The 2212-nt window shown below is 38.8% G+C and carries 1 protein-coding gene; it reads left to right on the top strand.

The genetic code is table 11. The features are described 5' to 3' along the window. Positions 1-239 precede the first annotated feature (239 nt). Positions 240-2212, top strand: a 1973-nt coding sequence (locus ACFILO_RS09210; RefSeq protein WP_375678194.1) for a right-handed parallel beta-helix repeat-containing protein, incomplete at its 3' end; no start/stop codon positions are given.

Here is a 2212-nt window from a genome sequence, read left to right as displayed (position 1 = left end):
CACAATATTTCTCTGAATAATAATATTCAAAATTATAATTCTTTAAATAAAATCCATTATAAATACATTTTGTATTAGACATAATTAATATCAATTATTTTTTAATTTTGACAAAAAACCAAAAATGTCTTACCAAATAAAGACAATTACTGAAATTAATAACAACTATCCATTTTCACTTCTTCTTATGAAGTTCGCGGGGAAATGAATATTTGGGGGCTATCATAAGGAGAATACTAGTGTATAAAACATCCCTTTTATCATGCACAGCTGCAGCCGCTATCATCCTGTTCAACATCCAGTTCAGTGCACATGCTGAAACCCTCGTAGTTTCTGGGGGAAAACAACAAGAAGTATCCGATAAAACCTACGAAACTATTCACGCAAAAGACGGTGGCAAAATCATTGGCAAGAATTTAACGATAAACCACCCAGTCCATTACGATGTATACGCTGTAACAGCTGAAGGTGTTAACAGTGTAATTGAATTACAGGATAGTAGAATTATCCCAAAACTTGATTCTGAGGTTTTCCGCGGTCTTGAAGCCAAAGACGGAGCTACAATCAAAATGATTGGAGGTTCCATTGCAGCTGCCTCTGTTGGCGCTTCTTTTAATAACACGAATAGCAGCGAAAACATGCTAAAAGACGTGGTGATATCAGACTTAGATAAAGATGGACTGCAATTACTCTCAGGAATAGTTACCAAGGGAAGCACGCTCACCTTAAAAAATGTAACTGTTATGCATGCCTTCTCTGCTCTAAAGGCAGATGATCACTCGACAATAACAATCTCTGGAGGATCATTTGATGGAAAAACTGATGGAATATATGCTTCAAATGGCAGCACGGTTACTATCGACAACAAGACTGATATTACATCATCCAGTGCTTATGGACTCCATGCTGATGGTTCAAAATCCAAGATCACAATGACTGGAGGAACAGTAAGCGGACGGGGTGTAAGCGCATTGTTTGCCGAAAACGGCGGACATATTGATGTCAATGGTATTACTATAACATCGACAGATGGCACCGAAGATGGTGCACGCGCCGATGACTCTGGAAGCATGATTGAATTACATAATACAACGATTAAGGATGTTTCAACAGGGCTTATGGCATACAAAAAAGCTACAATCAAGATGACTGGAGGTTCTATTACGGCTATTGCAATGGGTGCTCTCTTCGGCGACGAAAACAGCGAAGAAAATAAGCTAGAAAATGTGAAAATATCAAGTGGTAAAGACGATGACCAACAACTCTTAGGGGTAATGTCCACCCATAACAACAAACTTACTTTAAAAAATGTAACAGTTACTCAAGCCAATATAGGCATAGCCTCCGCTGTTAATTCTCAAATAAACGTATCAGGGGGAGAATTTAATGTAAAAACCTCAGGGGTATCTGCTGAGAGTGGCGGCACCATTATCATAAAAGACAATGCTAAAATTAACGCATCTGATGGTAGTGGACTCCATGCAAGCGGTCCACAATCCCAAATCACAATGACAGGCGGAACAGTATTTGGAAAACAAGCTGCATTGTATACAGAAAACGGTGGACATATCGATGTCAAGGATATTTCTGCAACAGCACAAATCGGTGGTTTGCAAATCATGTCTCTCTTCTACACAGATCAAAATTATCCGCAAAAACGTCAAAGCAATGAAATCAATGTGACTAATGCAGATATCCACGTAGAAAATGGTGCTGGAATTCTTATCGGAGCTTTCACTGACAACGATATCGAAAACAATGCAGACCTATCAATTGGTACAGCCAATATCAAAAATTCAGAAATCCATGCCGATGTTTTATTAGGAAAAGGCGTTTATTGGAAAGACAAAGAGCTTTGGGACTATGTCGGTGCAAACGCCATCTCCAATGGCACCTTCACCTTAAGCGCTGATCAGTCTACTTTAGAAGGCAGAGCGAATATTGCTAAAGACAGAAATGTACGTTTTGATCTGAAAAACAATACAAAATGGACGTTGAAAATTAGCAAAAACGAAAAAGATGCTGATGGCAATCTCCTTGATATCGCTCAAAGATCTCGTTCTGATGTTTCTGTGCTTAATCTCGATAACAGCTCCATTGTTTTTGAGAAACCAACAGAAGATCATTACCAAACCTTGCATATAGGTTCTGGTAAACCAGACACGCAAGAAGTCTACAATGCAACGGGTGATGCAAAGATTTACTTCAACAC

Origin of the sequence: Bartonella sp. AP72JLCBS, assembly GCF_042195705.1 — a bacterium.
GTDB lineage: Bacteria > Pseudomonadota > Alphaproteobacteria > Rhizobiales > Rhizobiaceae > Bartonella.
This window is presented reverse-complemented; position numbering and strand designations above follow the sequence as displayed.